This window comes from Enterobacter cloacae complex sp. SYL001 (genome assembly GCF_049237025.1).
GTDB classification, from domain to species: domain Bacteria; phylum Pseudomonadota; class Gammaproteobacteria; order Enterobacterales; family Enterobacteriaceae; genus Enterobacter; species Enterobacter intestinihominis.
The window spans coordinates 1-23,567 of the sequence record NZ_JBMKJI010000038.1 but is presented as its reverse complement, the minus strand read 5'-3'; the positions used below and the strand labels follow the sequence as shown (position 1 = coordinate 23,567).

General features: G+C 59.7%; 24 protein-coding genes. 21 read left to right on the top strand and 3 right to left on the bottom strand.

What is annotated here, in order from left to right; all coding sequences use genetic code 11:
• Window positions 1–49 precede the first annotated feature (49 nt).
• The 14 genes from phnC to phnP all read left to right on the top strand — a co-directional run bounded on the left by phnC (window position 50) and on the right by phnP (window position 11,020).
• The gene (phnC, locus tag ACOTZP_RS22420; protein ID WP_003860210.1) at window positions 50–838 is read left to right on the top strand and encodes a phosphonate ABC transporter ATP-binding protein; all 789 of its coding nucleotides are present in this window, start codon (window positions 50–52) and stop codon (window positions 836–838) included.
• Between the two features lie 23 nt (window positions 839–861).
• Window positions 862–1,878 carry a phosphonate ABC transporter substrate-binding protein gene (phnD, locus tag ACOTZP_RS22415; protein ID WP_022646786.1) on the top strand — a complete coding sequence of 339 codons (1,017 nt, stop codon included), beginning with the start codon at window positions 862–864 and terminating at the stop codon, window positions 1,876–1,878.
• Between the two features lie 115 nt (window positions 1,879–1,993).
• Complete coding sequence (gene phnE, locus ACOTZP_RS22410) at window positions 1,994–2,773, top strand: phosphonate ABC transporter, permease protein PhnE (protein ID WP_022646785.1); 780 nt, start codon at window positions 1,994–1,996, stop codon at window positions 2,771–2,773.
• A gap of 20 nt (window positions 2,774–2,793) precedes the next feature.
• Entirely contained in the window at window positions 2,794–3,519 is a 726-nt protein-coding gene (gene phnF / locus ACOTZP_RS22405; protein WP_022646784.1) for a phosphonate metabolism transcriptional regulator PhnF, read from the top strand.
• A complete protein-coding gene (gene phnG / locus ACOTZP_RS22400; RefSeq protein ID WP_022646783.1) occupies window positions 3,520–3,972 on the top strand; it encodes a phosphonate C-P lyase system protein PhnG in 453 nt (150 codons plus the stop codon).
• Window positions 3,969–4,553, top strand: coding sequence for a phosphonate C-P lyase system protein PhnH (gene phnH / locus ACOTZP_RS22395; protein WP_003860219.1), 585 nt, complete (start codon window positions 3,969–3,971; stop codon window positions 4,551–4,553). The genes phnG and phnH overlap by 4 nt, the downstream gene beginning before the upstream one ends.
• A complete protein-coding gene (locus ACOTZP_RS22390; protein WP_022646782.1) occupies window positions 4,553–5,617 on the top strand; it encodes a carbon-phosphorus lyase complex subunit PhnI in 1,065 nt (354 codons plus the stop codon). The genes phnH and ACOTZP_RS22390 overlap by 1 nt, the downstream gene beginning before the upstream one ends.
• Window positions 5,610–6,455: an alpha-D-ribose 1-methylphosphonate 5-phosphate C-P-lyase PhnJ gene (gene phnJ / locus ACOTZP_RS22385; protein ID WP_023299113.1), complete on the top strand. Its 846-nt coding sequence runs from the start codon at window positions 5,610–5,612 to the stop codon at window positions 6,453–6,455. Before ACOTZP_RS22390 ends, phnJ begins: the two co-directional genes overlap by 8 nt.
• Window positions 6,452–7,207, top strand: a complete 756-nt coding sequence (phnK, locus tag ACOTZP_RS22380) for a phosphonate C-P lyase system protein PhnK (protein ID WP_006177354.1) — start codon at window positions 6,452–6,454, stop codon at window positions 7,205–7,207. Before phnJ ends, phnK begins: the two co-directional genes overlap by 4 nt.
• 256 nt (window positions 7,208–7,463) lie before the next feature.
• Window positions 7,464–8,144, top strand: a complete 681-nt coding sequence (phnL, locus tag ACOTZP_RS22375; protein ID WP_022646780.1) for a phosphonate C-P lyase system protein PhnL — start codon at window positions 7,464–7,466, stop codon at window positions 8,142–8,144.
• Window positions 8,141–9,277 (top strand): alpha-D-ribose 1-methylphosphonate 5-triphosphate diphosphatase, encoded by a 1,137-nt coding sequence (gene phnM / locus ACOTZP_RS22370; protein ID WP_045309102.1) that lies wholly within the window; start codon window positions 8,141–8,143, stop codon window positions 9,275–9,277. Before phnL ends, phnM begins: the two co-directional genes overlap by 4 nt.
• On the top strand, window positions 9,274–9,825 hold the full coding sequence (phnN, locus tag ACOTZP_RS22365) for a ribose 1,5-bisphosphokinase (RefSeq protein WP_032621424.1): 552 nt from the start codon (window positions 9,274–9,276) through the stop codon (window positions 9,823–9,825). The genes phnM and phnN overlap by 4 nt, the downstream gene beginning before the upstream one ends.
• Entirely contained in the window at window positions 9,818–10,252 is a 435-nt protein-coding gene (gene phnO / locus ACOTZP_RS22360; protein WP_022646777.1) for an aminoalkylphosphonate N-acetyltransferase, read from the top strand. Before phnN ends, phnO begins: the two co-directional genes overlap by 8 nt.
• Window positions 10,253–10,261: 9 nt before the next feature.
• Window positions 10,262–11,020 carry a phosphonate metabolism protein PhnP gene (gene phnP, locus ACOTZP_RS22355; RefSeq protein ID WP_271074524.1) on the top strand — a complete coding sequence of 253 codons (759 nt, stop codon included), beginning with the start codon at window positions 10,262–10,264 and terminating at the stop codon, window positions 11,018–11,020.
• A 55-nt stretch (window positions 11,021–11,075) separates the two neighbouring features.
• On the opposite strand, the gene yjdP is transcribed toward phnP, so the two are convergent.
• Together yjdP and ACOTZP_RS22345 are read right to left on the bottom strand one after the other, a co-directional pair.
• Window positions 11,076–11,399, bottom strand: coding sequence for a DDRRRQL repeat protein YjdP (yjdP, locus tag ACOTZP_RS22350; RefSeq protein ID WP_017382647.1), 324 nt, complete (start codon window positions 11,397–11,399; stop codon window positions 11,076–11,078).
• A gap of 69 nt (window positions 11,400–11,468) precedes the next feature.
• On the bottom strand, window positions 11,469–13,748 hold the full coding sequence (locus ACOTZP_RS22345; protein WP_038415092.1) for a hybrid sensor histidine kinase/response regulator: 2,280 nt from the start codon (window positions 13,746–13,748) through the stop codon (window positions 11,469–11,471).
• Between the two features lie 181 nt (window positions 13,749–13,929).
• Here ACOTZP_RS22345 and ACOTZP_RS22340 point away from each other — a divergent pair, with 181 nt between their 5' ends.
• The 6 genes from ACOTZP_RS22340 to ACOTZP_RS22315 all read left to right on the top strand — a co-directional run bounded on the left by ACOTZP_RS22340 (window position 13,930) and on the right by ACOTZP_RS22315 (window position 20,096).
• Window positions 13,930–15,444, top strand: a complete 1,515-nt coding sequence (locus ACOTZP_RS22340) for a sugar ABC transporter ATP-binding protein (RefSeq protein WP_022646773.1) — start codon at window positions 13,930–13,932, stop codon at window positions 15,442–15,444.
• Window positions 15,445–15,446: 2 nt separating this feature from the next.
• A complete protein-coding gene (locus ACOTZP_RS22335) occupies window positions 15,447–16,442 on the top strand; it encodes an ABC transporter permease subunit (RefSeq protein WP_003860239.1) in 996 nt (331 codons plus the stop codon).
• Between the two features lie 28 nt (window positions 16,443–16,470).
• Window positions 16,471–17,412: an ABC transporter substrate-binding protein gene (locus ACOTZP_RS22330; protein ID WP_003860240.1), complete on the top strand. Its 942-nt coding sequence runs from the start codon at window positions 16,471–16,473 to the stop codon at window positions 17,410–17,412.
• Between the two features lie 107 nt (window positions 17,413–17,519).
• Window positions 17,520–18,206: a D-lyxose/D-mannose family sugar isomerase gene (locus ACOTZP_RS22325; protein WP_126314489.1), complete on the top strand. Its 687-nt coding sequence runs from the start codon at window positions 17,520–17,522 to the stop codon at window positions 18,204–18,206.
• 10 nt (window positions 18,207–18,216) lie between these two features.
• A complete protein-coding gene (locus ACOTZP_RS22320) occupies window positions 18,217–19,077 on the top strand; it encodes a ketose 1,6-bisphosphate aldolase (RefSeq protein WP_022646771.1) in 861 nt (286 codons plus the stop codon).
• Window positions 19,077–20,096 (top strand): carbohydrate kinase family protein, encoded by a 1,020-nt coding sequence (locus ACOTZP_RS22315; RefSeq protein ID WP_058646401.1) that lies wholly within the window; start codon window positions 19,077–19,079, stop codon window positions 20,094–20,096. The genes ACOTZP_RS22320 and ACOTZP_RS22315 overlap by 1 nt, the downstream gene beginning before the upstream one ends.
• Here ACOTZP_RS22315 and ACOTZP_RS22310 read toward each other — a convergent pair.
• Window positions 20,078–20,809 carry a response regulator gene (locus ACOTZP_RS22310; RefSeq protein WP_271074525.1) on the bottom strand — a complete coding sequence of 244 codons (732 nt, stop codon included), beginning with the start codon at window positions 20,807–20,809 and terminating at the stop codon, window positions 20,078–20,080. The genes ACOTZP_RS22315 and ACOTZP_RS22310 overlap by 19 nt on opposite strands.
• A gap of 256 nt (window positions 20,810–21,065) precedes the next feature.
• Here ACOTZP_RS22310 and fdhF point away from each other — a divergent pair, with 256 nt between their 5' ends.
• Window positions 21,066–23,213 (top strand): formate dehydrogenase subunit alpha, encoded by a 2,148-nt coding sequence (gene fdhF / locus ACOTZP_RS22305; RefSeq protein ID WP_080298763.1) that lies wholly within the window; start codon window positions 21,066–21,068, stop codon window positions 23,211–23,213.
• The last annotated feature ends 354 nt before the right edge of the window (window positions 23,214–23,567 follow it).

Sequence of the window (23,567 nt, the reverse complement as noted above, 5' to 3'; positions counted from 1 at the left end):
TCATATTGATGCGCCAGCATGAGGCCACATTTATCGTGAGGCCCAGCACATGCAAACTGTCATTCGCGTCGAGAAACTGAGCAAAACCTTCCATCACAACAAGGCGCTGCATGCCGTTGATCTGACCGTCCAGCAGGGCGAAATGGTGGCGCTGCTGGGGCCATCCGGTTCAGGAAAATCCACCCTTCTTCGTCACTTAAGCGGCCTCATTACCTGTGACAAAACGCCGGAAAGCCGCGTCGAGCTGCTGGGTAACACCGTGCAACATGCGGGGCGTCTGGCGAGCGATATTCGCAAAAGCCGCGCGCAGACGGGCTATATCTTTCAGCAGTTCAACCTAGTGAACCGCCTGACGGTGCTCGAGAACGTGCTGATTGGCGCGCTCGGCAGCACCCCGTTCTGGCGCACCTGCCTGCGCTGGTTCTCCCCTTCCCAGAAACAAGAAGCCTTACAGGCGCTGACCCGCGTCGGCATGGCGCATTTTGCCCACCAGCGCGTCTCAACGCTCTCCGGCGGACAGCAGCAGCGCGTCGCCATCGCCCGCGCCCTGATGCAGAAAGCCAAAATCATTCTGGCCGATGAGCCTATCGCCTCGCTGGATCCGGAATCGGCCCGCATCGTGATGGAAACCCTGCGCGACATCAACCAGAACGACGGCATCACCGTGGTGGTGACGCTGCATCAGGTGGATTACGCCCTGCGCTACTGCGAGCGCATCGTCGCCCTGCGTCAGGGCCACGTGTTCTTCGATGGCGCCAGCCATCAGTTTGATAACGAACGTTTTGATCATCTCTACCGCAGCGTAAACCGCGTCGAAGAACGCGCGCAGGCTGCTTAACGCCCCGATAACGAGGAATGGAAATGAACTACAAAGCCGTTGCCGCGCTGGCCTTCACCAGCATGTTCAGCATCAGCACCCTGTTAAGCCCGGCCTGGGCAGAGGAACAGGAAAAAGCGTTGAACTTTGGCATCATTTCAACGGAATCACAGCAAAACCTGAAGCCGCAGTGGGAACCGTTCCTGAAAGATATGGAAACCAAACTGGGGATCAAAGTGAACGCCTTCTTCGCCCCGGACTACGCGGGCATTATCCAGGGAATGCGCTTCAACAAAGTCGACATCGCGTGGTACGGCAACCTCTCTGCCATGGAAGCGGTAGATCGCGCCAACGGCCAGGTCTTTGCCCAGACCGTTGCAGCAGACGGCTCCCCGGGCTACTGGAGCGTGCTGATCGTTAACAAAGACAGCCCGATCAACAACCTCAACGATATGCTCGCCAAACGCAAAGAGCTGACCTTTGGTAACGGCGACCCGAATTCTACGTCCGGCTTCCTCGTCCCGGGTTACTACGTCTTCGCGAAAAACAACATCTCCGCCAGCGACTTCAAGCGCACGGTCAACGCCAGCCACGAAACCAACGCCCTGGCCGTAGCAAACAAGCAGGTAGACGTTGCCACCAACAACACTGAAAACCTCGACAAGCTGAAGACCTCCGCGCCGGACAAGCTGAAAGCGCTGAAGGTGATCTGGAAATCGCCATTGATCCCGGGCGACCCGATTGTGTGGCGTAAAAACCTCTCCGAAAGCACCAAAGACAAGGTCTACGACTTCTTTATGAACTACGGCAAAACGCCGGAAGAGAAAGCAGTGCTGGCGCACCTGGGCTGGGCACCGTTCCGCGCGTCCAGCGATTTGCAGCTGGTGCCGATTCGCCAGCTGGCGCTGTTTAAACAGATGCAGGGCGTGAAGGACAACAAAGGTCTGAAGGAAGAAGAGAAGACCAGCAAAGTGTCGGAAATACAGGCGCAGCTGGACGATCTCGACCGCCTGACCGCCGCGCTCGGGGCGATGACCAGCGTGAATAAAGCGGTGCAGTAACTCAAGTCCCCTCTCCCTTGAGGGAGAGGGTTAGGGTGAGGGGGAAAGGCGCACGCTGATGCCCTCACCCCGGCCCTCTCCCACAGGGAGAGGGAGAACAGATTAAGGAGCCAACATGCAAACCATCACCCTCCCGCCGCCAAAGCGCAGCTGGTTCTCGCTCATAAGCTGGGCCGTTCTGCTGGCGGTGCTCGTTATCTCCTGGAAGGGCGCGGAGATGGATCCGCTGCTGCTCTTCAGGGACTCGGGCAACATGGCGACCTTCGCCGCCGACTTCTTCCCGCCGGACTTCAGCCAGTGGCAGGACTACCTCAGTGAAATGGCCACCACCCTGCAAATCGCCGTCTGGGGCACCGCCCTCGCCGTGATCCTCTCCATTCCGTTTGGCCTGATGAGCGCCGAAAACATCGTGCCGTGGTGGATCTACCAGCCGATGCGTCGCCTGATGGATGCCTGCCGCGCCATCAACGAAATGGTCTTTGCGATGCTGTTCGTGGTCGCCGTCGGCCTGGGTCCGTTCGCTGGCGTGATGGCGCTGTTCATCCACACCACCGGCGTACTCTCCAAGCTGCTCTCCGAAGCGGTTGAAGCCATCGAGCCCGGCCCGGTGGAAGGCATCCGCGCAACCGGCGCGAACAAAATCGAAGAGATCCTCTACGGCGTCCTGCCGCAGGTCATGCCGCTGCTCATCTCCTATTCGCTATACCGCTTCGAGTCCAACGTTCGCTCCGCCACCGTGGTCGGCATGGTGGGCGCAGGCGGTATTGGCGTCACCCTGTGGGAAGCGATTCGCGGTTTCCAGTTCCAGCAAACCTGCGCATTGATGGTGCTTATCATCGTCACCGTCAGCCTGCTGGATTTCCTCTCTCAACGCTTGCGTAAGCACTTCATCTGAGAAGCGAGGCTTTGATTGGTATGCACTTATCCAGACATCCGACCAGTTACCCTACCCGCTGGCAAGAGATTGCGGCAAAGCTCGAAGTGGAGCTGCGCACGCACTATCGGTGCGGCGACTACCTGCCTGCCGAGCAGCAGCTTGCCGACCGCTACGAAGTGAATCGCCACACCCTGCGTCGCGCCATCGATCAGCTGGTGGAACGCGGCTGGGTCCAGCGTCGTCAGGGCGTCGGCGTGCTGGTGCTGATGCGTCCGTTTGACTACCCGCTCAATGCTCAGGCGCGTTTTAGCCAGAACCTGCTCGATCAGGGCAGCCACCCCACCAGCGAAAAGCTGCTGTCTGTCCTGCGCCCGGCCTCCCGCCACGTAGCGGACGCGCTGGGGATTCAGGAGGGCGACAACGTCGTTCACCTGCGCACGTTGCGCCGGGTGAACGGCGTGGCGGTCTGTCAGATCGACCACTACTTCGCGGACCTCTCCCTCTGGCCCGTGCTGCAACATTTCGCCAGCGGTTCCCTGCATGATTTTCTTCAGGAGGCGACGGGTATCGCGCTCAAACGCACCCAGACGCGCATCAGCGCCCGCCGCGCGCAGGCTAAAGAGAGCAAGGTGCTGGAGATCCCCAACATGGCCCCGCTGCTCTGCGTGCGCACCCTCAACCACCGTGACGGCGACGTCAACGCAACGGAATACTCCGTCAGCCTGACCCGCGCCGACATGATTGAATTTACCATGGAGCACTGAATGCACTTCGACACCTCCACTCGTCAGCGCTGGATGCGCGTGCTGGCCCACAGCCAGCCTGCTGCGCTGGCTGCCCGTATGAACGCGCTCGGCCTGACGCCGGACTACGACACGATCCGCGCGCCGGAGATCGGCCTGGTGCAGATCCAGGCACGCATGGGCGGCACCGGCGAGCGCTTCTTCGCCGGCGATGCCACCCTCACCCGCGCGGTGATCCGCCTGAGCAGCGGCACGCTGGGCTACGGCTACGTACTTGGGCGCGACAAAACACACGCCGAGCGCTGCGCCGTGATCGACGCGCTTTTACAGGAACAGCCGCATTTTCAGACCTTAATGGAAACCCTTATTGCCCCGCTGGAAGCTGACCGCGCCGCACGCCTTGCCGCGCGTCAGACCGAAGTGAATACCAGCCGGGTCGACTTCTTTACGCTCGTTCGCGGAGACAACGCATGACGCTTCAACCTGCCTTTACCCTGGCCGTCCAGGATGCCCAACAGAGTTTCCGTCGCCTGCTGAAAGCCATGAGCGAGCCCGGCGTGATCGTCTCGCTGCACCAGCTTTCGCAGGGCTGGCTGCCGCTGAACCTCGCCTCTACCAGCGTGCTGCTGACGCTGGCGGACAACGACACGCCGGTATGGCTGTCAGGGGCATTGCTGAACGATATCGCCAGCCAGAACCTGCGCTTTCATACCAACGCGCCGCTGGTCGAGCAGCCCCAGCAGGCGGTCTTCGCCGTGGCAGACGAGCAAATCAGCCACGAGCAGCTTAACGCCCTGAGCGAAGGCAGCGCCGTCGCCCCGGAAACCAGCGCCACGCTGATTTTGCAGGTCTCCAGCCTGAGCGGTGGTCGCATGCTTCGCCTGACGGGTGCAGGCATCGCCGACGAGCGGATGGTCGCCCCCCAGCTGCCGGAGTGCATCATCCATGAGCTGACCGAGCGCCCGCATCCGTTCCCGCTCGGTATCGACCTGATCCTGACCTGCGGCGAGCGCCTGCTGGCGATCCCGCGAACCACTCACGTGGAGGTGTGCTGATGTACGTTGCCGTCAAAGGGGGCGAGAAGGCGATCGCCGCCGCCCATGCCTTGCAGGCGCACAGACGCCGGGGGGATGACGCTCTTCCCGAGCTGAGCGTCGCCCAGATTGAACAGCAGTTAAATTTGGCCGTCGACCGCGTGATGACCGAAGGCGGCATCGCGGACCGTGAGCTGGCGGCGCTGGCGCTGAAACAAGCCAGCGGCGATAACGTGGAAGCCATCTTCCTGCTGCGCGCTTACCGCACAACGCTTGCGAAGCTGGCGGTGAGCGAGCCGGTAAATACGGCGGAAATGCGTTTAGAGCGCCGTATTTCTGCGGTGTATAAAGATATTCCTGGCGGCCAGCTGCTTGGCCCCACCTACGACTACACCCATCGTCTGATGGACTTCGCTCTGCTGGCAAACGGTGAAACACCGCAGCTCAGCGCCTCTGATGCTGAACAAGACGCCTCCCCGCACGTCTTTAGCCTGCTGGCAAACCAGGGGCTGGCGAAGGCGGAAGAAGACACCGGCAGCACACCGGATGACATCACCCGCACGCCGCCGGTCTATCCCTGTTCGCGCTCGTCCCGTCTGCAACAGCTGATGCGCGGCGACGAAGGGTATCTGCTGGCGCTGGCCTACTCCACGCAGCGCGGCTACGGGCGCAACCACCCGTTCGCGGCAGAGATCCGCAGCGGCTATCTCGATGTCGAAATTGTGCCAGAAGAGCTGGGGTTTGCGGTGAACATCGGCGAACTGCTGATGACCGAGTGCGAAATGGTCAACGGTTTTGTCGCGCCAGAAAATGAAGATCCACACTTTACCCGCGGCTACGGGCTGGTGTATGGCCTGAGCGAGCGCAAGGCGATGGCGATGGCGCTGGTTGACCGTGCGCTCCAGGCGCCTGACTACGGCGAGCATATTGCAGGCCCGGCACAGGATGAAGAGTTCGTGCTGGCCCACGCGGATAACGTTGAGGCCGCGGGCTTTGTCTCGCACCTCAAGCTGCCGCACTACGTCGATTTCCAGGCCGAACTGGAACTGCTGAAACGCCTGCAACGGGAGCGCGCCAATGGCTAACTTAAGCGGCTACAACTTTGCCTATCTGGACGAGCAAACTAAACGCATGATCCGCCGCGCCATCCTTAAGGCAGTGGCGATCCCCGGCTACCAGGTGCCGTTCGGCGGCCGCGAAATGCCGATGCCCTACGGCTGGGGCACCGGCGGTATTCAAATCACCGCCAGTGTGATTGGCGAAGCGGACGTGCTGAAGGTCATCGACCAGGGGGCAGACGACACCACCAATGCCGTGTCGATCCGCAACTTCTTCAGGCGCGTAACGGGCGTCAACACCACTGAAAAAACCGAAGACGCGACGCTGATCCAGACCCGTCACCGCATTCCGGAGACCCCGCTGACTGAAGATCAGATTTTGATTTTCCAGGTGCCGATCCCGGAGCCGCTGCGCTTTATCGAGCCGCGGGAAACCGAAACCCGCACCATGCACGCCCTGGAAGAGTACGGGATCATGCAGGTCAAACTGTATGAGGACATCGCCCGCTTCGGCCATATCGCCACCACCTACGCCTACCCGGTGAAGGTGAACGGCCGCTACGTGATGGACCCGTCGCCGATCCCGAAATTCGATAACCCGAAGATGGACATGATGCCCGCCCTGCAACTTTTTGGTGCCGGACGTGAAAAACGCATCTACGCCGTACCGCCGTTTACCCGCGTAGAGAGCCTGGATTTCGACGATCACCCGTTTACGGTGCAGGAGTGGGACGAGCCGTGCGCCATCTGCGGATCCAAACACAGCTATCTGGATGAAGTGGTGCTGGACGACACGGGCAAACGGATGTTTGTCTGCTCCGACACCGATTACTGCCGCCAACAGAGCGAGGCGAACAGCCAATGAAACCGCTGCTTTCGGTTAACAACCTGACTCACCTTTATGCGCCGGGCAAAGGCTTTAGCGACGTGTCGTTTGAGCTGTGGCCGGGCGAAGTGCTGGGCATCGTCGGCGAGTCCGGCTCCGGTAAAACCACCCTGTTGAAGTCCATCTCCGCGCGCCTGACGCCGCAGAATGGCGACATTTTGTATGAGGGCGCATCGCTGTACGGCATGAGCGAAGCCGAGCGCCGCCGCCTGCTGCGCACCGAGTGGGGCGTGGTGCATCAGCACCCGATGGACGGCCTGCGCCGTCAGGTGTCAGCGGGAGGCAACATCGGCGAACGGCTGATGGCCACCGGCGCACGCCACTACGGCAATATCCGCGCCACGGCGCAGCACTGGCTGGAGGAAGTTGAAATCCCCGCCTCGCGCATCGACGACCTGCCGACCACCTTCTCCGGCGGCATGCAGCAGCGTTTACAGATTGCCCGCAATCTCGTCACCCATCCGAAGCTGGTGTTTATGGACGAACCGACCGGCGGGCTGGACGTATCCGTGCAGGCTCGCCTGCTCGACCTGCTGCGCGGCCTGGTGGTGGAGCTGAACCTGGCGGTGGTGATTGTCACCCATGATTTAGGCGTCGCGCGCCTGCTGGCGGACCGTCTTCTGGTGATGAAGCAGGGTCAGGTGGTGGAAAGTGGGCTGACCGACCGCGTGCTCGACGATCCGCATCATCCGTACACCCAGCTGCTGGTGTCGTCGGTGTTGCAGAATTGAGGGCGCTGTTGCCGGGTGGCGCTGCGCTTACCCGGCCTACGAACAGCGCACCTGTAGGCCGGGTAAGGCGAAGCCACCACCCGGCAAAACGAACACCGCACCCGTAGGCCGGGTAAGGCGAAGCCACCACCCGGCAAAACGAACACCGCACCCGTAGGCCGGGTAAGGCGAAGCCGCCACCCGGCAAAACGAACACCGCACCCGTAGGCCGGGTAAGGCGAAGCCGCCACCCGGCAAAACGAATCGCGAGGCAAAAATGATCCACGTTGAAAATGTCAGTAAAACCTTTGTGCTCCACCAGCAAAACGGTGTCCGCCTGCCGGTACTGCAAAATGCCTCATTAGAGGTCAGCAACGGCGAATGCGTGGTGCTGCATGGCCATTCCGGCAGCGGAAAATCCACCCTGCTGCGCTCCCTGTATGCCAACTACCTGCCGGACGAAGGCCATATCCATATCCGCCATAACAATGAATGGGTCGATCTGGTCCAGGCTCCCGCGCGCAAGGTGCTGGAAGTACGCCGCTCGACGATCGGCTGGGTCAGCCAGTTCCTGCGGGTGATCCCGCGGATCTCTGCCCTGGACGTGGTCATGCAGCCCCTGCTGGATCTCGGCGTGCCGCGCGAAACCTGCGCCGCTAAAGCCGCCAGCCTGCTGACGCGTCTCAACGTACCGGAGCGTCTGTGGCACCTCGCCCCGTCGACCTTTTCCGGCGGCGAACAGCAGCGCGTGAACATCGCCCGCGGCTTTATCGTCGATTACCCGATTTTACTCCTGGATGAACCCACCGCCTCGCTCGACAGTAAAAACAGCGCAGCGGTGATGGAACTGATCGAACAGGCCAAAGCGCGCGGCGCGGCGATCGTCGGGATCTTCCACGACGACGCCGTACGCCATCGCGTGGCGGACAGACTGCACCCGATGGGGACAAACGTATGATTATCAATAACGTCAGGCTGGTACTGGAAAATGAAGTCGTGAACGGCTCGGTTGAGGTCCGGGACGGTGTCATCCGCGCCTTTGCTGAAACCCAGAGCCGCTCACCGGACGCGATGGATGGCGAAGGCGGTTGGCTGCTGCCGGGGCTGATTGAGCTGCATACCGATAATCTTGATAAATTTTTCACGCCCCGCCCGAAGGTCGACTGGCCCGCGCATTCAGCGATGAGCAGCCACGACGCGCTGATGGTCGCCAGCGGCATCACCACGGTGCTGGACGCGGTGGCGATCGGCGACGTGCGCGACGGCGGCGATCGGCTGGAGAACCTGGAGAAGATGATCAACGCCGTGGAGGAGACGCAAAAGCGCGGCCTCAACCGCGCCGAGCACCGCCTGCACCTGCGCTGCGAGCTGCCGCACCACACCACCCTGCCGCTGTTTGAAAAGCTGGTGGGCCGCGAGCCGGTCTCGCTGGTTTCCCTGATGGATCACTCGCCGGGGCAGCGCCAGTTCGCCAACATTGAAAAGTATCGCGAATACTATCAGGGCAAATACGCGCTCAATGATGCCGAGATGGCGCGCTATGAAGAAGAGCAGCTCCAGCTTGCGGCGCGGTGGTCGCAGCCGAATCGTCTCTCCATTGCCGCGATGTGCCGTGACCGTAATATTGCCCTGGCCAGCCATGATGATGCCACGCACGACCATGTTCGCGAATCCCACCAGCTTGGGAGCGTGATCGCCGAATTTCCCACCACGTTCGAGGCGGCAGAGGCATCGCGTAAGCATGGCATGAACGTGCTAATGGGTGCGCCGAACATCGTGCGCGGCGGGTCGCACTCCGGAAACGTGGCGGCAAGCAAGCTCGCCTCCCTCGGCCTGCTGGATATCCTCTCATCTGACTATTACCCCGCCAGCCTGCTGGACGCGGCCTTCCGCGTCGCGGACGACGAAGGCAACAGCTTTACGCTGCCGCAGGCGATTCGCCTGGTGACGAAAAACCCGGCCACCGCGCTCAATCTTCACGATCGCGGGGAAATCGCCGAAGGTAAACGCGCGGATCTGGTGCTGGCGCACCGTAAGGGCGAGCACATTCATATCGACCACGTCTGGCGTCAGGGAAAAAGGGTGTTCTGATGGGAAGACTCATCTGGTTAATGGGCCCGTCCGGCTCCGGGAAGGACAGCCTGCTGTCGGCGTTACGGCAGCGGGAACACTCACAGCTGCTGGTGGCGCACCGCTATATCACGCGCGATGCCAACGCCGGAAGCGAAAACCATATCGCCCTGAGCGAGCAGGAGTTTTTTACCCGCGCCGGACAAAACCTGCTGGCGCTAAGCTGGCATGCCAACGGTTACTACTATGGCGTCGGCATTGAGATCGACCTCTGGCTGCACGCGGGGTTCGACGTGCTGGTTAACGGCTCACGGGCGCATCTCCCGCAGGCTCGCGCCCGGTACGAAGCGGCGCTGCTCCCGGTCTGTTTGCAGGTTTCCCCGGAGGTTCTGCGTAGCCGGCTGCAAAAGCGGGGGCGCGAAAACGCACGCGAGATCGACCAGCGGCTGGAACGGGCGGCGCGCTACACCCCGTCGGGTTGCCATCTCCTCAATAACGACGGAAGTTTGCTACAGTCAGTCGAGACCTTTCTATCGCTTATTCGCCAGAAGGAGAAACAGCATGCCTGACTGCCAGCTTCGCCCCGCCACCGCCGACGATGCGCCGATCGTTTACGCTCTGATCTGCGAACTTAAGCAGGCCGAGTTCGATCATCAGGCGTTTCACGCCGGGTATCTGGCCAACTTGCAGGATCACAATATGCGCTACCAGCTGGCCGAGCTGGACGGGAAGATCATCGGGATGATCGGCCTGCACATGCAGTTTCACCTGCACCACGCCCGCTGGATCGGCGAGATCCAGGAGCTGGTGGTGATGCCGCAGGCGCGCGGATTGAAAGTGGGCAGCCAGCTGCTGGCCTGGGCAGAGGAGATCGCACGCCAGGCAGGCGCCGAGCTGACCGAGCTTTCCACCAGCGTGAAGCGCGTGGACGCGCACCGTTTTTATGTACGTGAAGGGTATACGCAAAGCCATTTCCGCTTCACCAAACCGCTGTAGAGGTGCGTTATGAGTCTGACGATCACGCTAACAGGAACGGGAGGGGCGCAGCTGGTGCCGGTGTTTGGCTGCGACTGCGCGGCGTGCCGACGGGCGCGTTTACAGGAAAATTATCGCCGTCGCCCCTGCAGCGCGGCGGTGAAATTCAACGATGCGGTCACCTTGCTGGACGCAGGTATTCCAGACCTGATGGACGACTGGCCCGCAGGGAGTTTCAGGCAGTTTTTGCTTACCCACTATCATATGGATCACGTTCAGGGGCTGTTTCCTCTGCGCTGGGGCGTGGGAGCGACCATTCCGGTTTACGGTCCGCCGGACGACGCAGGCTGTGACGACCTGTTCAAACATCCGGGCCTTCTGGATTTCAGCCACACGGTAGAGCCGTTTGTGACGTTTGAACTTCAGGGCTTGCGGGTCACGCCGCTGCCGCTCAACCATTCAAAACTCACATTTGGCTATCTGCTGGAGTCCGCCCACAGCCGCGTGGCGTGGCTTTCTGATACCGCCGGGCTACCGGATAAAACGGTGACGTTTCTGCTAAATAATCAGCCGCAGGCGATGATTATTGACTGTAGCCATGAACCGCGCCAGGAGACGCCGCGCAACCACTGTGATTTGAATACGGTGATTGCGCTGAACGAGGTGATTGGCTGTCCGCAGGTGATCCTGACGCATATCAGCCATCAGTTTGACGTCTGGATGATGGATAACCCGCTGCCGGACGGCATTGAAGCGGGGTATGACGGGATGGTACTGATGCTGGATTAGGTTTTGCCGGGTGGCGGCTGCGCCTTACCCGGCCTACGCGTTGCGATACCGGGGTTTACCACCGATCGTAATCATCCTCTAACCGGCGCTCATCCTCCTCTAACCGACGCCGGTCGTCATCCAGCTGCCGCTGACGCTCGTCTAAGCGCTGGCGTCGGTCTTCTAACTGCCGGCGACGATCGTCGTACTGGCGGCTGTCGGTTTGACGGCTGCGATCGTAACGATCGTCGTCATCGTCATTACGGCTGCTGCCGGGGTTATAGGCGTCGTTGATCGCCTGCTGAATATTGCCAATAGCATCATCAATCACATCGGCATGCGCCAGTTGGCTGGTTAAAGTCAGCAGACCCAATAACAGAGCGGTAGAGTAACGTTTCATAAGGCCAGACTCGCAGGTGAACTGGCCTTAAAGTAATGACTGGCTGTTAGCGGGAGTAGCGGAGGAATCTCAAATTACCATCACCTTGCGCAGCGCCTGCGCCAGCTGTGCGCGGGTGAACGGTTTTCGCAGTAACGGAACGTCCGGCAGCTGCGGGTTATGCGCCGGGCGCAAATCCTGCCCGCTGATCAGCAGAACTGGCAACTGCGGATAGTGGCTGCGTACATGGCCGATCACCTCCGCACCGCTCAGGCCGCCCGGTAACATCAGGTCGCTGATAAACATGCCGATATCCGGTGATGCGTCCAGCATGTTCAACGCCTGCTCGCCGTTTTCGGCTTCAAGTGTCAGGTAGCCAAGCTGGTGCAGTTGCTCGCACAGGGTCTGCCGCACGCCCGCCTCATCTTCCAGGACCAGCACAAGCAGCTCACTTTCTGCCGGGGCCGTGGTCGCCAGCGCGGCATCATCGGAGAACGCGGGCAGCGTCGAGCGCGGCAGCTGGAGCCGCACGGTGGTTCCCTGCCCCGGCGCGCTTTCGATCTCAACGCGACCACCCGACTGGCGCACAAAGCCGTACACCATCGACAGCCCTAGCCCGCTGCCGCTGCCGGTCTGTTTGGTGGTGAAGAACGGTTCAAAGACCTGCGATTTCACCTCCTGCGACATCCCGCAGCCGTGGTCAATCACCTCCAGCGCGACCATGTCCTGCCTGCGCCCGTCGCTGCGGGTCACACGCTGGTTCCAGGTGCGAATTTTAATCACACCGTTTTGCCCCTCCATTGCATCACGGGCGTTCATCACCAGGTTGATAATGGCGTTTTCCAGCTGGCTGACGTCAATCCATGCGGGCCAGGCCGGGGTTTGCGCTTCAATATCCAGCGTCAGCGTGGCGGGAAGCGAGTGCCGCATCAGCTCGCTCAGGTTCTCCAGCAGCGGCTTCATCTCTACCGCATGTGGATGCAGGGATTGCTTGCGCGAGAAGGCCAGCAGACGCTGGGTGAGCATGGCTCCGCGTTCCGCGGCTTTAAGCGCACGGGTGATGCGCGGCGCGTCCGGTGATGCCGAATCGGTCAGCTCCAGACTGCCGATAATCACCGCCAGCAGGTTATTAAAATCATGCGCCAGGCCACCCGTCAGTTGCCCGACCGCCTTCATTTTCTGGCTGTGCAGCAGCGCCTCCTCCAGCCCCTGACGTTCGATGCGGTCAACCTCCATCTGTGAGGTCTTCTCCTTCAGCAGCCGCGTGGTGTGCTCCAGCGAAGCGGTATTGCGGGCGAAAACGTTAAACGCGCGCGCCAGTTCCCCCAGCTCATCACGCCGCTGTAGCGCGGGCACCGACACATCCTGCTCCCCATGAGCGAGACGCGACATCGCCCTTGAGATAGCCGTCAGGTTGGAGCCCAGATTGCGGTAAATATACCAGCAGGCACAGCCGGTGATGATCAGCGCCAGCACCGCGAAGATGCTGATAAACACGCTGATGGATTGCAGCTCGTGATGGCTCTGGGCCGTGCGAAGCCGGGAAGCCTGCGCCACCTGTTCAACGTACTGATTAATGTCGCTGTTTAATATCGCCACCAGCGCCTTGATGTGGAACATGTACCAGCTGATGGACAGTTCGCTCTCCTCCAGCTGCGTCGACAGTGGTGCGAGCTTGCGCAGCTCATCATTAAAATCCGGGAGCACCAGGTTGGCCACCGGTTGCAGGGCGCTCGCGGATAACCCCGCGGTTACTGCATCCAGCTGCTGCACCGTGGCGCGCGGTGAAGGGGTATCAATGGCGGCAACGATCAGCCTGTCCATCTCTGCAAGCTGTCGGGCGTCTGGCACATTGCTCGCGTAACGGCGGTTGATATCCTGCAAATGACGCAGGTAGCTTTGGCTTTGATAGAGCGAGCTGAGCAGCGCGTTACGCTCCAGATGCCGCTTTTGCCCGCGCTCCAGCATTCCCGTCACGCTCTGCTGTAATTCATTACTCCTGCGAATAATTCGCGCCACCAGCGCCGGCTCCTGCTGCGCCAGCGGCGCATCGGCAAGTTGATCCAGCGAGTGGCGCAGCGCCATCTGCGTCTGTTTCAGCCGCTCGGCTTCGCCTTTGTACTCCAGCGCACCGACCACCTGCGACAGCCGCACCGCCGCCGTTGCCACATTTGCGGTATCACGGGCGAGGTTCATGCTGCCGGTCATGTCATCCAGCGTTTGCTGTTGGACCTGCTCCTGGATCTGGCTGGCGTGACGAAAGCCGAGCACCGCCACACCGCTGACCATCAGCGTGACGGCGACCACCAGCAGATTAAAAATCAGCAGGCGTCCGCGGGCGCTGGTGAAGAACGGGGGGCGTGAAGACATGGGTTTGGGCTCCTCTGCGGATTGGTGCCTTCACCCTGGCCCTCTCCCACAGGGAGAGGGAAAAGGAAAATGTGATGGCGATTAGCTATTCATAACTATGACAAATATGAACAGCTTCTGACATTTTGCATTTACGCGCCTGTGATGAAGTGCAGATATCGACATTCACAGGAGATCCGCCATGAGCAGAACCCCGGTTTTAGAGATGCGCAATATTGCCAAGACGTTTGGCAATTTCCACGCGCTCAAGGGCGTGGATTTGACGGTTTTCCCCGGTGAGATCCACGCGCTGATGGGGGAAAACGGCGCCGGAAAAAGCACGCTGATGAAGATCCTCGCAGGCGCCTATACCGCCAGCAGCGGCGACATCCTCATCGACGGCAAGCCATTTCACATCAAAGGTCCGAAAGATGCGCTGGCCGCAGGCATTACCCTGATTTATCAGGAGATGCAGCTTGCTCCTAACCTGACCGTGGCGGAAAACATTTTTCTCGGCAGCGAGCTGTCGCGCGGCGGGCTGGTCCAGCGCAAAGAGATGGCTGCCCAGGCGCAGGCGGTCATTGACCGCCTCGGTGCGCAGTTCAGCGCCACCGACCTGGTCATGAAGCTGACGATAGCCGAGCAGCAGCAGGTGGAGATCGCCCGCGCCCTGCACCGCAACAGCCGCATTCTGGTGATGGACGAACCTACCGCCGCCCTCTCCTCGCGCGAAACCCACCGTCTGTTCGAACTGATTTTGCGCCTGCGCGATGAAGGCATGGCGATTATTTACATCAGCCACCGGATGGCGGAAGTGTATGAACTCTCGGACCGCGTCAGCGTGCTGCGCGACGGGCAATACGTCGGCAGCCTGACGCGCGACAGGCTCAACGCCTCCGAGCTGGTGCGCATGATGGTGGGCCGTCCGCTCAGCGATCTGTTTAACAAAGAGCGCGATATTCCTCTCGGCAGCCCGCGTCTTAACGTCCACCACCTCACCGACGGCAAAAAAGTACAGCCGTGCAGTTTGCAGGTGCGCTCCGGTGAAATCGTCGGGCTGGCAGGGCTGGTCGGGGCCGGGCGTTCCGAGCTGGCGCAGCTGATCTTCGGCGTGCGCAAAGCCACCGGCGGCATGATTGAGGTGGACGGCGAACCGGTGGTGATCCACTCCCCGCGCGCGGCCATTGAGAACGGCATCGGTTTTCTTACCGAGAACCGCAAGGAGCAAGGTCTGTTTCTGGAGCTGGCGGCGCAGGAGAACATCACCATGGCGACGCTGGAGCGCGACGCCACCTTCGGCTGGCTGAACCGCAAAAAAGCGCAGTCGATTTCCGATGACGCCATCGCCCTGCTCAATATCCGCGTGCCCCATTCACAGGTGCGCGCGGGCGGGCTCTCCGGCGGCAACCAGCAAAAACTGCTGATCTCCCGCTGGGTGGCGATAGGCCCGCGCATTCTGATTCTGGACGAGCCCACGCGCGGCGTAGACGTCGGCGCAAAAAGCGAGATCTACCGCATCATGAACCAGATGGCGCGCAAAGGCGTTGCGATTCTGATGATCTCCAGCGAGCTGCCGGAAGTAGTAGGGATGAGCGACCGGGTGTACGTGATGCGGGAAGGCAGCATTGCGGGTGAACTGCACGGGCGCGACATCTCTCAGGAAAACATCATGACGCTGGCAACCGGCGTAAACGACACACATCATCAGGCGGTGTAATTATGACAACTCCAACCCATCCGCAGCAGGTGGCGAAATCCGCCTCCGCCAAAAAAATGCTGATGAGCGATCTGATGCAAACGATCGGCATTTTGCCGATTTTAATCCTGATTGTGGCGGTATTTGGCTTTATCGCCCCGAACTTTTTCACCGAGAGCAACCTGCTCAACATTACCCGGCAGGCGTCGATCAACATTGTGCTGGCGGCCGGGATGACCTTCATCATCCTGACCGGCGGGATTGACCTCTCCGTGGGCTCGATTCTGGGCACCACGGCAGTGGCGGCGATGGTAGTGTCGCTTATCCCTGAATTTGCGATGCTCTCCATTCCGGCGGCGCTGATGCTCGGTATGGTGCTGGGGCTGTTCAACGGTGCGCTGGTGGCCTTCGCCGGACTTCCGCCGTTTATCGTCACGCTCGGCACCTATACGGCGCTGCGCGGCGCGGCCTATCTGCTGGCGGACGGCACGACGGTTATTAACTCCAACATTAACTTCGAGTGGATCGGCAATAACTACCTCGGCCCGATTCCATGGCTGGTGGTGATCGCCCTGGCGGTGATTGTGGTGTGCTGGTTCATCCTGCGCCGCACCACCCTCGGCGTTCACATCTATGCGGTTGGTGGCAACATGCAGGCGGCACGCTTAACCGGCATTAAGGTCTGGCTGGTGCTGCTGTTTGTCTACGGCATGAGTGGCCTGCTCTCGGGCTTAGGCGGCGTGATGAGCGCTTCACGTCTCTACAGCGCCAACGGCAACCTCGGCACGGGGTACGAGCTGGATGCGATTGCGGCGGTGATCCTCGGCGGCACCAGCTTCGTCGGCGGGATCGGCACGATCACCGGCACCCTGGTGGGCGCGCTGATCATCGCCACCCTCAACAACGGCATGACGCTGATGGGCGTCTCCTATTTCTGGCAGCTGGTGATCAAAGGGGCGGTGATCATCATAGCGGTGCTGATCGACAAATACCGTACCCGACACCATCAAAGTGCATAACAACAATACCCTACGTGAGGAATACAGCATGAGATTGAAGCCCTTAGTGACCGCGCTCTGTGCTGGCGCGCTGCTGGCCGCAACCCCGTTTGCGCAGGCAAAAGATCTGAAATCCATCGGCGTGACGGTGGGTGACCTGGCTAACCCGTTCTTCGTGCAGATCACCAAAGGTGCCGAGCTGGAAGCGCGCAAGCTGGCGGGGGACAACGTCAAGGTGACGCTGGTCTCCAGCGGGTACGATCTGGGCCAGCAGGTGTCGCAGATCGATAACTTCATTGCGGCGAAAGTAGACATGATCATCCTCAATGCCGCGGATTCCAAAGGGATCGGCCCCGCGGTAAAACGCGCTAAAGAGGCGGGGATCGTGGTCGTGGCGGTGGACGTGGCGGCGGAAGGGGCCGATGCGACCATCACCTCCGATAACACTCAGGCGGGAGAAATGGCCTGTAAGTACATTACCGACCGCCTGAAAGGTAAAGGCAACGTGGTGATCATCAACGGACCGCCGGTTTCTGCGGTACAAAACCGCGTGGAGGGCTGCCAGACCGAGTTCAGGCGCCACCCGGATATCAAAGTGCTCTCGGATAATCAGAACGCCAAAGGCAGCCGCGAAGGCGGCCTGGAGGTCATGACCTCCCTGCTGGCTGCCAATCCGAAGATCGACGGCGTATTCGCGATTAACGATCCGACCGCGATCGGCGCCGATCTGGCGGCTAAACAGGCGCAACGCAACGAATTCTTTATCGTTGGCGTGGATGGCAGCCCGGATGGTGAAGAAGCCCTGAAGCGCGAAAACTCGCTGTTTGTTGCTACCCCGGCGCAGGATCCGCAGGTGATGGCGGCGAAGGCGGTGGAGATTGGCTATGACATTCTTCAGGGCAAACCTGCGCCGAAAGAGCCCGTGCTGATCCCGGTGACGATGATCGATAAAAAGAACGTCGGCACGTATAAGGGGTGGACGGTTAAGTAAGCCCCTCACCCCGGCCCTCTTCCCAAAGGGGAGAGGGTGTTCAAGTTCCCTCTCCCCTTTGGGGAGAGGGTTAGGGTGAGGGGGCGGCAAAAACGCAAGGAGTCCCCATGAAACGCTCCGACATCAATGAAATCCTCGGCCACACGCGGCAGTTCTTCTCCATGCACGACGTGCATCTCCCGCCTTTTGCCAGTTTTCCGCCGACAAAATGGCAGCAGCTTGACCAGGCAGCATGGCAGGAGGTGTTTGACCTCAGGCTCGGCTGGGACGTGACGGCGTTCGGCGGCAACAGCTTTGCCACCCAGGGCCTGACGCTGTTCACCCTGCGCAACGGCTCCCCCAACGGCGTGCCCTATGAAAAGTGCTATGCCGAAAAAATCATGCATGTCCGCGACGGCCAGGTGACGCCGATGCATTTTCACTGGCGCAAGCGGGAGGACATCATTAACCGCGGCGGCGGGAATCTGATTATTGAGTTATGGAATGCGGGCGCGCATGAAGAGACCGAAAACACCGACGTGACCGTCACGATAGATGGCTGTCGGCAGACGCACATGCCCGGCAGCCAGCTGCGCCTCACGCCAGGGGAGAGCATCTGCCTGACGCCCGGCCTGTACCACAGTTTCTGGGGTGAACGCGGCTTTGGTGACGTGCTGGTGGGCGAAGTGTCGTCGGTCAATGACGATGAACACGACAACCACTTTTTACAGCCCATTGACCGCTACAACACCATTGAAGAAGACGAACCGGCGGTGCTGGTGCTGTGCAACGAGTACACCCTCTTTCGGATATAAGGAGTGAATGATGCCATTGATTTCTCTTGCCGACGGTCTGGCCCACGCCAGGGAACACCGCTACGCCCTGGGCGCGTTCAACGTGCTCGACTCCCATTTTCTGCGCGCCCTGTTTGCCGCCGCGAAGCAGGAACGCTCGCCGTTTATCATCAACATCGCCGAAGTGCATTTTAAGTACGTGTCTCTGGAGTCGCTGGTGGAAGCGGTGAAATTCGAAGCTGCCCGCCACGATATTCCCGTGGTGCTTAACCTCGACCACGGACTGCATTTTGAGGCGGTGGTGCGCGCCCTGCGTTTAGGGTTCAGCTCGGTGATGTTCGACGGCTCCACGCTGAGCTATGAGGAAAATATCCGCCAGACCCGGGAAGTGGTGAAGATGTGCCACGCGGTGGGCGTCTCGGTAGAGGCGGAGCTGGGCGCGGTAGGCGGGGATGAAGGTGGCGCGCTGTACGGTCATGCGGATGAAGCCTTCTTTACCGACCCGCAGCTGGCGCGCGAATTTGTTGATTCAACCGGCATCGATGCGCTGGCGGTTGCCATTGGCAACGCGCACGGCAAATACAAGGGCGAGCCGAAGCTTGATTTTCCGCGTCTGGACGCCATTCGCCAGCAGACGGGCCTGCCGCTGGTTTTACACGGTGGCTCTGGCATAAGCGACACTGATTTCCGCCGCGCCATTGAACTCGGTATTCATAAAATCAATTTCTATACCGGCATGTCGCAGGCCGCACTTGCCGCCGTTGAGCAACGCATGGCGAACCGCCAATCGCTTTACGATGAGTTTGCCGAGCTGCTGCTGGGCATTGAAGAGGCCATTACCGATACGGTTGCGGAACAGATGCGCATCTTCGGCAGTGCGGGGCAGGCCTAATGGAACGCAAAGGGATCGTCGCCGCAGGCAATATGCTGGTGGATCACGTCCACCAGATCGTACAGTGGCCGGAGCGCGGCTGGCTGGCAGAAATCACCCACAGCGAACGCTCAACCGGCGGTGCGCCACTCAACGTTCTGCTGACGCTGGCGAAAATGCACGTCGGCCTGCCGTTACAGGCGGTGGGGCTGATTGGGGAAGACAGCGACGGAGACTATATTCTGGCGATGCTCGACCAGTATCACGTCAATCGCCAGCGCGTGCAGCGCACGACGTTCTCCCCAACGTCGATGTCGCAGGTGATGACCGACCCCAGCGGACAGCGCACCTTTTTCCACTCGCCGGGCGCCAACCGCCTGCTGGATCTTCCCGCCTTCGATCGTTTAGATGGATCGCTGAAGATCTTCCATCTCGGCTATCTGCTGCTGCTCGACAGCCTGGACATGCCGGATGACGAATTTGGCACCCGCAGCGCGCGGTTACTGGCACAGATGCACGATCAGGGGTATGAAACCTCGCTCGATCTGGTGTCCCGCAAGGGCGACCCGCGCTATCAGCCGCTGGTGCTCCCTGCCCTGCGCCATCTTGATTATCTGGTGATTAACGAGCTGGAAGCCGGTGAGTTTAGCGGGCTTGAGATCCGCGACAGCCATGATGCGCTGAACATGGCCCATATCGCCGACGCTGCCGCACAGCTTCTGGCGGCAGGCGTGCGGCAGCGGGTGGTGATCCACTGTCCGGAAGGGGCATGGGGTGAATCGCCGGGTGAAAAAGGGCAATGGGTTCCGTCGTGGAAGCTGACGCAGGACGAGATTATCGGCAGCGTCGGCGCGGGCGACGCGTTTTGCGCGGGCTTTTTATACGGCTGCCATGAATCCCTGCCGCTGACGGAGAGTATTTATCTGGCGCACGCCTGCGCGCGGGCCAGCCTGCTGGCGGCTAATGCAATTGACGGCGCGAAAACGCTGGCCGAGCTTCAGACGTTTATTCAGGAGAACGGTCAGGCGGCTTTCTCATGATGGGAAACGTCCGTGGCAAAAACATAGCCCAGACCGCGAATGGTTTTGATCAGCAGAGGCTGGTGCGGATTGACCTCAATTTTTCGCCGCAGCCGCATGATCAGCACGTCGATAGTGCGGTCAAAGACCTCAGCGCTTTCGCTGTGGGTCAGTTCAAGCAGCTGTTCACGGCTCAGTACCCGGCGGGCGTTTTGCGTTAATGCCAGCAGCAGGCCATATTCGCCCTGGGTTAATGGCACGGTATTACGCTGCGGATCGCTCAGCTCGCAGCGGGTGGTGTCCAGCGTCCAGCCGTTAAAGGTAATACCTTCAACGCGCGGCGCGGCAGGCTCCGCGGCCAGCGCACCGGTACGACGCAGCACCGCCTTAACGCGGGCGACCACCACGCGCGGATTGAACGGTTTTCCGATGTAATCATCAGCGCCCATTTCCAGCCCAACGACTACATCTGATTCACTTCCCAGCCCCGTCAGCATCACCACCGGTAGCGACGGTCGCCGCTTTTGCATCTGCAGCAAAACCTGTAATCCGTTGATATCCGGCAGCATCATGTCCAGCAGAACCAGCGCAATGCCGGAGTCCTGCTGGACACGGTTCACTGCTTCCTGACCGGTGTGACACGTCAGCACGGTAAAGACGTGCTCGCTGAGCACATCCTGTAGCAGTTCGCAGACTGCGACATCATCATCAACCACCAGAATCGCCGGTTTCATCGCATGCTTCCGTCAGGGAATTATGTTAAGTCTGAACCATTCTGCCGCCGACTCCAGCCGAATTGTTTTTTACGTGACGGAAATTCAATCCATGTCACATCCCCTGCCCTTTCGACACGTCAATTTTGACGATTGGCTGTTTTTCGTCAGGGTTTTGCCCCGCAAAGGGTCGTAAAGTCAGGAAATACCCATAGTAAAAACATGGCATAGAAGCTGCATATTGGGCAGGTAAGAACTGTTTAACTGGAGCAAAGTGATGAAAAAAGTCGTCACGGTTTGCCCTTATTGTGCCTCAGGTTGCAAGATCCACCTGGTGGTCGATAACGGCAAAATCGTCCGGGCGGAAGCGGCGCAGGGTAAAACCAATCAGGGCACGCTGTGCCTGAAAGGGTACTACGGCTGGGATTTTATTAACGATACCCAAATCCTCACGCCGCGCCTGAAAACCCCTATGATCCGCCGCGAGCGCGGCGGCAAACTGGAAGCCGTCTCCTGGAATGAAGCGCTGGATTACGTCGCCACGCGCCTTAGCGCCATCAAGGCCAAGTATGGCCCGGATGCGATTCAGACCACCGGCTCCTCACGCGGAACCGGGAATGAAACCAACTATGTGATGCAAAAATTCGCGCGCGCCGTTATTGGTACCAATAACGTCGACTGCTGCGCTCGCGTCTGACACGGCCCATCGGTTGCAGGTCTGCACCAGTCGGTCGGTAACGGCGCAATGAGTAATGCCATCAATGAGATAGATAACACCGATCTGGTGTTCATCTTCGGCTATAACCCGGCGGATTCTCACCCTATCGTCGCGAATCACGTGATTCGCGCCAAACAGAACGGGGCGAAAATCATCGTCTGCGATCCGCGCAAAATTGAAACCGCGCGCATTGCCGATATGCACATCGCACTGAAAAACGGCTCGAATATCGCGCTGTTAAATGCAATGGGGCACGTCATTATTGAGGAGAACCTCTACGACCAGGCGTTTGTCGCAAGCCGTACGGAAGGGTTTGAAGAGTATCGCAAGATTGTCGAAGGCTATACGCCGGAGTCCGTTGAGGCGATAACCGGCGTCAGCGCACAGGAGATCCGCCAGGCGGCGCGGATGTACGCCGGAGCGAAAACCGCCGCTATTCTGTGGGGTATGGGCGTGACCCAGTTCTACCAGGGCGTGGAAACCGTGCGCTCGCTCACCAGCCTCGCCATGTTAACCGGCAATCTGGGTAAAGCGCATGTGGGCGTGAACCCGGTACGTGGTCAGAATAACGTGCAGGGCGCGTGCGACATGGGCGCGCTGCCGGACACCTATCCGGGCTACCAGTACGTCAAATTCCCGGAAAATCGCGAGAAATTCGCGAAGGCCTGGGGCGTGGAGAGCCTGCCTGAGCACACGGGGTATCGCATCAGCGAGCTGCCGCACCGCGCGGCGCACGGTGAAGTGCGTGCGGCCTACATCATGGGTGAAGATCCGCTCCAGACCGACGCCGAGTTGTCTGCGGTGCGTAAGGGCTTTGAGGATCTGGAGCTGGTGATTGTTCAGGATATCTTTATGACCAAAACCGCGGCGGCGGCGGATGTGATTTTACCGTCGACCTCCTGGGGAGAGCATGAAGGTGTCTATACGGCGGCAGACCGCGGCTTCCAGCGCTTCTTCAAGGCTGTCGAGCCGAAGTGGGATCTGAAAACGGACTGGCAGATCATCAGCGAAATCGCCACCCGCATGGGCTACCCGATGCACTACAACAACACCCAGGAGATCTGGGACGAGTTGCGGCATCTGTGCCCGGACTTTTATGGGGCAACCTATGAAAAAATGGGTGAGCTAGGCTACATCCAGTGGCCGTGCCGGGATGAGTCAGAGGCGGATCAGGGAACGTCGTACCTCTTTAAAGAAAAATTCGACACCCCGAACGGGCTGGCGCAATTCTTCACCTGCGACTGGGTCGCGCCGATCGATAAACTCACCGACGAGTATCCGATGGTGCTCTCCACCGTGCGTGAAGTGGGCCATTACTCCTGCCGTTCCATGACCGGCAACTGCGCCGCGCTGGCGGCGCTGGCGGATGAACCGGGCTACGCGCAGATCAACACCGCCGATGCCGAACGGCTCGGTATTGAAGATGAAGCGCTGGTGTGGGTGAACTCGCGTAAAGGCCGCATCATTACCCGCGCGCAGGTCAGCGACCGTCCGAACAAAGGCGCGGTCTATATGACCTACCAGTGGTGGATTGGCGCCTGTAACGAGCTGGTGACGGAGAACTTAAGCCCGATAACCAAAACGCCGGAGTATAAATACTGCGCCGTAAACGTGGAGCCCATAGCGGATCAGCGCGCAGCGGAACAGTACGTGATCGACGAATATAACAAGCTGAAAGCCCGCCTGCGTGAAAGCGCAATGGGATGAAGCCGTTAATTTATCGTTGAATAAAGGGAGTGATATATTCACTCCCTTTTTATTTTCGATTAATTCATAAGAAATAGAAATTATTATTCTGGAAAGCGGCTCGCAGAAATAATGTAATTTACGCAGAATAGATTTACATCTTTGCATTTTAATTCAGAGGGATAAGATATGCGGCGGGTGCTTAAGACTTTCTGTCTTGAGCATTGTTGAGGGACAGAAAGTGGAAAGCCCCGGGAAATTTGCATTTACCTGTACTGCACCCATTTTGTTGGACGATGAAATGGAATAGTCCCTGATATGTCAAAGCCAAAATACCCCTTCGAAAAGCGCCTTGAAGTCGTGAATCACTACTTC